This window comes from Streptomyces sp. NPDC043908 (assembly GCF_056435525.1).
This window is the reverse complement of sequence record NZ_JBWKEI010000014.1, coordinates 178,353-186,409: the sequence shown is the minus strand read 5'-3', so window position 1 is coordinate 186,409 and position 8,057 is coordinate 178,353. Positions and strand designations below refer to the sequence as shown.

The following is an 8,057-nucleotide window of genomic DNA, read 5'->3' as shown; positions in this document are numbered from 1 at the left end:
GAGGGGTGGTGGAGGGGGGGTGGGGGGGCGGCCCCCCCCCCTCCCCCCCCCCCCCCCCCCCCACGCCATACCCACGTCACCTTTCACCCGAAGTAGGGGATGGCCCGGGCGTATCGGGCGCGAGGCGGGGTACGTGTATGGCGCACCGGCTCCGCACGGGGCAGCAGTTGGGACCCTGCGCCTCCAGCTCTGCGGGGCCGGTGCTTTGTTGGCCGCCCGCCCGAATGGAACGCAGTACGTACGGTCTGCATCAGAGCTGCCGAGGACGCGCCACTGAGTTCGCAGGGACGAACGGCCTCAGCGTCAGCGCGTTGAAGCCCAGGACGTCGAGACCTCAGGAGTGCGCGAGGAGTCCACGTTCCAGGGCGATGACGACGGCGCGCGTGCGGTCGCTGACGTCGAGTTCGCGAAGACTCGCAGAAGATGCGTCTTCACCGTGGCCTCGCCGATCACCAGTCGACGGCCGATCTCGGCGTTGGACAAACCGTCGGCGACCGCGCGCAGCACGTCCCGCTCGCGGGGCCAGTCCTGACTGTGCGTGGGAAGGCAGGCGAGGACGAGGGTGCCGTCCCCGAGGGAGCTGGTGACGGTGAGTTCGCCGTCGAGTTCGGCCAGCCGTCGGCGCATGCCGTCGAGGCCGAACCCACGGGACTCCTCGACGACGAACCCGCGACCGTCGTCGGTGATCTCCAGCTCGACACCGCCCGCGCGCTCGGAGAGGACGACTCCGACGGCGGAGGCACCCGCGTGCTTGCGTATGTTGGCGAGGGATTCCTGCGTACAGCGCAGCAGGGCGACGCGTGTGCGCTGATCCAGGTCGATGTCGGGCAGTTCGGCGGTGACACTGAGTCCGGTGTCCTGGACGAAACGGTCCAGGGTCCTGCGCAGGGGGGCCGCCAGTGATCCGGCCGCGACGCCGCTCACGGCGGCGGAGCCGACGAGTACCCGGGCCTCGGCCAGGTTCTCGCGCGCGGTCTGCTCGATGGAGGTGAGCTGCTCGGCGCAGCGTACGGGGTCGGTGACGGTGGCGGTGCGGGCGGCCTCCGCGAGCACCAGAGAGGGGCGAAGGGGGAAAGCACGCCGTCATCAGCCCCCCAGCAGGCCGGTCGTCAGCGGGCTCCCGGCGCGGGGGGCGTCGTCCCTGGGGCAGAGCAGATCGGGGTACTCGCGAGGGGGCCCGTGCAGAGCGGGTTCTCACCCGGCGAGGGGGTCTGCGGCACGGGAGACGTCGTCGGATTGGCTTCCGGGGGCTGTTTTCCCGGGGCAGCGCAGCCCGGGGTACTGGCTAGCGGGGTGCCGTTGCAGAGGGGGTTCGGCGGGGAGTCCGGCGGGGGGTCCTGGGCGGCTACCGCGGTAACGGTAGGAGCCATGTGTGGGGCGGCCGCAGCGCCCGGTGCCACCGCGACGAATCCGGCTGACGCAAGGAGAACCAGGGGCAACAATGGACGACTGTGACGGGGACGCAGATGCACGGTGCAACACCTTTCCTCGGCCCGCGATGACGCAGTAGGGACACTGCGGACCACTGGACACCATCGGGATCCGGCGCGCTGCCTGAGTGAGCCGAACAGTGGATCGGCCCCGACGTCCGCACGCCGGCCTGCCGCGTTCTGCGCTCGCGTACACCCACCCCGGTACACCCAAATGGGTGATACCGACGGCCGCCCACGGCTGTGCGTTTCCGTCTCAGCCGTCGATGCCGTCGATGCCGTCCCCGTTGTCGTCCGTCTCGTCCTCGGACTGGTCGTCGTCCCCTTCGGCCTGCGACGGCGTGGTGCGGGGCGGCTCGGGCTGCCTGTCCGAGGCCGGGCCGTTCGCCTCCTCGCTGATCGCGTCGCGCTCGCCTTCCGCCTGGGACGGGGTTGTTTCGCTCATGTGTGCTACCTCCAGTGGTGACCTGTGCTCCAAGTTCCCATGTCGTGCGCGCACTCACCTCTTCAGCCGCAGGGAACTGATACCCATCTGTGGGGCGGGGTGTCCCGAAAGTTGGCGATGGGGTTACGTGCGTGTGTGCCGGGCACCCGGTGGTCATCGCGAAAAGTTGCGTCGGCCGGGGCGTACTCCCGGTGGTACGACGTAAGGCCCGAGGAGTGACCTTGAACATGGGCATCAGCAGGGGAATGCCCCGGCACTGTGAGTCGGCACCTGTCCTCCCGCGAGCGAAGCAGGTCTCCTGCCAGGGAGGCGGACCGCGATGTGTGGCCTGAGTGGCGAAGTCCGCTTCGACGGTGAGCGCCCCGATCTCGCGGCCGTGGAGCGCATGAGTGAGCAGCTGGCTGCTCGTGGACCCGACGGCCGCGGAATCTGGACAAGCGGCGCGGTGGCCCTCGGGCACCGCCGATTGAAGATCATCGACCTGTCGGACCGGGGAAGTCAGCCCATGACCGACGCCCAGGGAGGGATGACCGGCGTCTTCAACGGCTGCATCTACAACTACCGGGAGCTGCGCGAGGAACTGCGGGGGATGGGCCACCGCTTCGAGTCGACGTCCGACACCGAGGTGATACTGAAGGCCTACCAGCAGTGGGGGACGGCCTGCGTCGAGCATTTCTTCGGCATGTTCGCCTTCGCCCTCGCCGAACACCGCACCGGCCGTGTGATCCTGGCTCGTGACCGGCTGGGCATCAAACCCCTGTACCTGGCGAGCACGCCGGGCCGTCTGCGGTTCGCCTCCTCGCTGCCCGCCCTCCTCGCCGCCGGAGACGTGGACACCTCCCTCGACCCGGTCGCCGTCCACCAGTACCTGAGCTGGCATGCCACCGTCGCCGCACCGCGTACCGTCCTCAAGGGCGTGGGCAAGCTCCCTCCGGCCACCGTGCGCGTCGTGGAGCCGGACGGGACGTACCGCGACCACCGGTACTGGCAGCCCTCGTACACGCGGCGGCCCGAGTACGCCGGTATGTCCCCGGACGAATGGCGTGACGCGGTCCTGGACGCCCTGCGTACCGCGGTGCGCCGCCGGATGGTCTCCGATGTCCCCGTCGGAGTCCTGCTCTCCGGCGGACTGGACTCCAGCCTGATCGTGGCGCTGCTGGCCGACGAGGGCCAGCACGACCTGATGACGTTCAGCGTGGGTTTCGAGACCGAGGGCGGTGAGAGGGGCGACGAGTTCCGGTACTCCGACCTGGTCGCCCGCGAGTTCCGCACCGCCCACCACCAGTTGCTGGTTCCCTCGGATCGCGTGTCGGCGGATCTGGACGCGGCTGTGGCGGCGATGAGCGAGCCGATGGTCAGCCATGACGTGGTCGCCTTCCATCTGCTCTCCGAGCAGGTCTCCAAGGAGGTGAAGGTGGTCCAGAGCGGGCAGGGGGCGGACGAGGTCTTCGCCGGATACCACTGGTACCCGGAACTGGCGGAGGTCGCCCGTGAGGACGAGGCGGAGAGGTACGCCAAGACGTATTTCGACCGTGCGCATGCCGACCTCGCACAGGTCCTGCAACCGCACATGCTGCCGACCGAGGACGTCTCGGGCCGCTTCGTCGAGGAGCACATGGCGGTGCCCGGGGCGCAGACCGCGCTGGACGCGGCTCTCCGGCTGGACACGCACGTCATGCTCGTCGAGGATCCGGTCAAGCGGGTCGACAACATGACCATGGCCTGGGGACTGGAGGCCCGTGTGCCGTTCCTCGACCACGAACTGGTGGAACTGGCCGCGGCCTGCCCACCGGAACTCAAGCTGGCGGACGGGGGCAAGGGTGTGCTGAAGGAGGCCGGCCGAAAGCTGCTGCCCCGCGAGATCGTCGACCGGCCCAAGGGGTATTTCCCGGTACCGGCGATCCGGCACATGGCGGGCCCCGTTCTGGACCGGGTGCGCGAGGCGATGGAGGCACCCGAGGCCAAGGGACGCGGTCTGTTCCAGGAGGCATACGTGGCCGAGCTGCTCGCGTCGCCCGACGAACACCGCACCAGGCGCGGAAACAACGCGCTGTGGCAGGTGGCCCTGCTGGAGATATGGCTGCAGACGCACGGAATCACATGACCGGCGAGCCGTGGTCGCGACCCTGGCAGGTGCTGCCCCGCAGGTCGACGGCCGCTCCTGTTCCAGGGGCCACCGGCCCCGCGGTGGATGCCCTCCAGCCGCCCGGCATCTCGGCGGCGCGCATGCCTGGATCGGTCGACTTCGATCCCACACCGGTGCTGCTGCCCGAGGCGAGCGGTCCGCGCGACACGGTGACCGTGCTGCGCACGCACGGATGCTGGTATCCCAGCTCCAACGCCGACGGTACCCAGGTGGCCTTCATCTGCGATCGCGGCGGAGTGCCGCAGCTGTGGGTCGCGTCCGTGGACCGCGACGATGCTCGGCTGCTGGACTCCTCGGCGGAGCCCGTCACCGAAGTGTCCTGGTCGCCGGACGGCCGCTGGATCGCGTACACCGTCTCCCCGGGCGGTGGTGAACACACGCGCGTGCTGTGCGTGCGGCCCGATGGTTCCGACCGCCGTGTCCTGGCCGGGGCCGATCCGGGCAGCTCCGCCCACCTGGGCTGCTGGACGCACGACGGATCGGCCATCGCCGTGACCGTCGCCGCCCCGGCCGTACGCCTGACGGCCGTCCGCCCGGCCCATGCGCCGCCGTCATCCACCTCAGTCACCACCCCAGTCGCCACCTCTCTACGAGCGCACCGGGCCGACCGGGACGGGCGTGCGACGCTCCTGGGGGAGGACCGGCTCCTCACTCCACCCCGGACGACTCCGGCACCCGAACACCCGGATCTCGCGGCGCCGGCCACCACACCCTCCACGGCCCAGGCGGGCGGGACCCTGTCGGCCTATCTGATCGACCCCGACGCCCACACCTCTCCGGTGCTGCTGGTCAGCGAATCGGGTGCCGCGTCCCTGCGCGTGTGCGACCTCAGCCATGACGGGACGCTCGCGCTGCTGCGCAGAGGGCCACGCGGGCGGCGCGAGGGGATCGTCTGGCGTGCGGCCGACTCCACGACGACGTATACGGTGCCCGTCGCCGACGAGGATCCATGGATCGGCCGGTTCTCACCCGACGGGTCGACGCTGTGGCTGCGTAGCAATGCGGACCGGGAGTACGCGGCGCTGTTCGCGGTCGATCTCGGCGCCGACGGCGAGCCCCGCGGCAGCTCTGTGGTGGCGGAACGCGCGGGCCATGACCTGGAGTTGCTCGCGATGGACCATGACGGCCGTACAGCCGTACTGGTATGGAACATGCAGGGTGCGAGCGAAACCGAAGTCGTGGAAACGCTCCCGGCCCAAACGGCCTCGGGCCCGGGCAAGGCCGGCCCGGCCCGGCCGCTGGCCCTTCCCCACGAGGTCGTCACACGCGTCACCCTGGCGGGGCCCGGCCGGCTCGTGCTTGCGCTGTCCGGTTCGCAGCGCCGTCCGGGGGTGTGGTGGGCTCATGACGAGGGGGCCTCCGGGTCCTCGGGGTCCTTGGGCTCCCTGTCGCGCACGCCCTGGTCCTCCCGCGACGTAACCGCCGTCGCGCCGGGCGGCCCGCCGGTACGGCCCGTCCCCCTGCGTTTCGCCGCACGCGACGGACTGCCCCTGAGCGGCTGGTACTACAAGGCCCCGGGGAGCGCGGCAGGGGAGCGGACACCGTGCGTGATCCATCTGCACGGCGGCCCCGAGGAACAGGAACGGCCCGTGTTCAACCCGCTCTACCAGGAGTTGCTCGGCCGAGGACTGGACGTCTTCGCTCCCGATGTCCGCGGCTCCTCCGGGCACGGCAGGTCGTTCGTCGACGCCGACCTGGGCAGCGGCCGCTTCGCCGCTCTCGACGACGTCGCGGACTGCGCGGCCCACCTCATCACGGCGGGCCTCGCCGACCCGGCCCGGCTGGCGGTCACGGGGCGCTCCTACGGCGGCTACCTGACGTTCGCCTCGCTCGTATGGCACCCTGACCTGTTCCGCACGGGGGTCGCCGTCTGCGGCATGTCCGACTTCTTGACGTTCTTCGCCGGTACGGAGCCGTGGATCGCGGAGTCCGCGGCACACAAGTACGGGCATCCCGAGCATGACCGCCCGCTGCTGCGCGCCCTGTCCCCGATGAGTCGCATCGACAAGCTGCGCGTCCCCGTGCTCGCTGTGCACGGCGAACACGATACGAATGTGCCGCCGGGAGAATCCGAGCAGTTCGTACGGGCGGCCCGGGAACGCGGTGTTCCCGCCGAGCTCCTGACCCTGCACGAGGAAGGCCACGACTTCCTGCGCGCGGACAACCGTCGGCTGTTCCGCCGTACCGTGGCCGACTGGATGGAACGGTATCTGCGCACCTGACCACCTCGGCGCGGTCAGACACCCGCAACCAGCGTGCTGACGTGGTGGTGTGAGGCTCGGCGAGCAGGCGCGGGGCGTCCGGCCGGGTGCGGCCGCTGAGCGTCAACCGCTGGACCGGTGCTCCCCGAGGCCGGAACAGTCGTCCTGGGGCCCGTCCCGCCAGGCCGTCTCGCCGCACGCACCCGACTCGGCCTCGGTCAGAAGGTCGATGACCGCCTCAAGGCCTCCCGACTCCAGCGCCCGGCGCTGGCGGTCCGCTCCTGTGCCCTGCCGCAGCAGCCGATCGACGAGAGAGGTGATCTCGCGGCCGTCGCCTGCTTCCTCCAGCGCCGGCCCCACGTACTCCGTCAGCCTGGCCACGGCGTCACCGGCCCGGCAGGGTTCCCCTGTGGGCAGGACCAGCTCGCCGCTGAGCCCGTAGCGTGCGGCCTGCCACATCGCCAGGTCCGCCAGCTCGGGAGGGATGTCGGGGGAAGCGATTCCCGCCCGGGCCTCGTTCATGGCGGTCACGACGAGGGCGCGTACCAGCCCGGCGAACATCACCGCCTCGTCCGCGCGCAACTGGACGTCCAGGCTGCGCACTTCGATGGTGGGGTAGGAGTCGGAGAGGCGCGCCTGCCAGTACAGCTGGCGAGTGTCCCGGATGACCCCGGTCGCCAGCAGCCGCCCCACTCGTGCGTCGTAGTCCGCGCCATCGGCGAAGGCGGGAGGCAGACCGCTGACCGGCCAGCGGTCGAATACCACGGTGCGCCAGCTCGCGAAACCGGTGTCACGTCCGTCCCAGAAGGGAGAGTTTGCCGCCATGGCGGTCAGGATCGGCAGCCATACGCGGATCCGGTTGAGCACCTCGACCCCCATGGGCCGGTCGGGTACGGCGACATGGACGTGCATGCCGTTGACCAGCTGTTCGACCACCAGTTGCGGTGCCTGCCGCTGGATGGCCCGGTAGCGGACCTGGTCCGTGACAGGCACCGGCAACGGCTGCCGCAGCGGTGGCGTCCCGCCGGCCATGACGCGGCAGCCGTATGCCTCCGCCGCCCCGGTCACGGCGAGCCGCAGACGCAGCAGATGACCACCGACCTCCTCCAGCGACTCACACACCGGCGTAGCCACCTCGACCTGCGCCTGGAGCAACTCCGACTGGATCTCCTGCGTGGTGACGAAGGGCTCGAGCCCGGCGGCGGCACGCACCTTTTCGGCCAGCGCCACCAGCCGGCCCGTCGCCGGATCGAGCAGCATGTACTCCTCTTCCACGCCGACGGTCGTCATCCAAGACCTTCCTTCCGGCGACGTTGCCGTCGCGGGGAAACCCTGTCGAACGTTGTCGCGCGCCCCCATGACGGACGCCCGCGCCGTTCCCGATGCCCTCATCGTGCCTGCTGAGCCCGCACTTCCCGTGGGCCACACGCCGGGCCGAAGAGGACGCGACCTGTCCTGGTCCCTCTCAGTCGTCGAGAAGGTTGGCCGGGGGCGCGTCGGGGAGCAGGTGGGCGAGTTCGAGAGCGGGATTCACCTCGGTGGCGAGCAGCAGCAGCCTCAGTGGCTGGGGCGCGAGGTTGGTCACGGTCGTCTTGCGCGGCGGGCCCTGGGGTGACGGCTGCTCGAAGAGCAGGTGGAGGCCCGCGACGTCCATGAAGCGGGCATCGTGCAGGTCCCAGACCAGCTCGGTCACCTGCGGCGGCAGCCCCGCAGCGGCGGCGCGGAGCGTGGGCAGGCTGGCGTAGTCGATTTCTCCGTGCACGGTGACGTGGGCGGTGGTGCCGTCGATCCGCAGGGTGAAGTGCATGGTGGGCGAGCCCCCTTCTCGGGGGTGA

General features: G+C 70.6%; 6 protein-coding genes and 1 pseudogene. 2 read left to right on the top strand and 5 right to left on the bottom strand.

Features of this window, described 5'->3' with window-relative positions:
* Positions 1 to 303: 303 nt before the first annotated feature.
* The 3 genes and pseudogenes from AC069K_RS28155 to AC069K_RS28145 form a co-directional block, all read right to left on the bottom strand.
* Complete coding sequence (locus AC069K_RS28155; RefSeq protein WP_478621108.1) at positions 304 to 507, bottom strand: LuxR C-terminal-related transcriptional regulator; 204 nt, start codon at positions 505 to 507, stop codon at positions 304 to 306.
* A gap of 33 nt (positions 508 to 540) precedes the next feature.
* A pseudogene (locus tag AC069K_RS28150) lies at positions 541 to 1,056 on the bottom strand (sensor histidine kinase); the annotation flags it as partial.
* Between the two features lie 630 nt (positions 1,057 to 1,686).
* Positions 1,687 to 1,875, bottom strand: coding sequence for a hypothetical protein (locus AC069K_RS28145; RefSeq protein ID WP_478621041.1), 189 nt, complete (start codon positions 1,873 to 1,875; stop codon positions 1,687 to 1,689).
* A gap of 319 nt (positions 1,876 to 2,194) precedes the next feature.
* On the opposite strand from AC069K_RS28145, the gene AC069K_RS28140 reads away from it, so the two are divergent.
* Positions 2,195 to 3,979 carry an N-acetylglutaminylglutamine amidotransferase gene (locus AC069K_RS28140; protein ID WP_478621039.1) on the top strand — a complete coding sequence of 595 codons (1,785 nt, stop codon included), beginning with the start codon at positions 2,195 to 2,197 and terminating at the stop codon, positions 3,977 to 3,979.
* Positions 3,976 to 6,243 (top strand): S9 family peptidase, encoded by a 2,268-nt coding sequence (locus AC069K_RS28135; protein WP_478621037.1) that lies wholly within the window; start codon positions 3,976 to 3,978, stop codon positions 6,241 to 6,243. Before AC069K_RS28140 ends, AC069K_RS28135 begins: the two co-directional genes overlap by 4 nt.
* Positions 6,244 to 6,345: 102 nt before the next feature.
* On the opposite strand, the gene AC069K_RS28130 is transcribed toward AC069K_RS28135, so the two are convergent.
* Entirely contained in the window at positions 6,346 to 7,512 is a 1,167-nt protein-coding gene (locus AC069K_RS28130; RefSeq protein WP_478621035.1) for a carboxylate-amine ligase, read from the bottom strand.
* A gap of 175 nt (positions 7,513 to 7,687) precedes the next feature.
* Complete coding sequence (locus AC069K_RS28125; protein ID WP_478621033.1) at positions 7,688 to 8,029, bottom strand: STAS domain-containing protein; 342 nt, start codon at positions 8,027 to 8,029, stop codon at positions 7,688 to 7,690.
* Between the last annotated feature and the right edge of the window lie 28 nt (positions 8,030 to 8,057).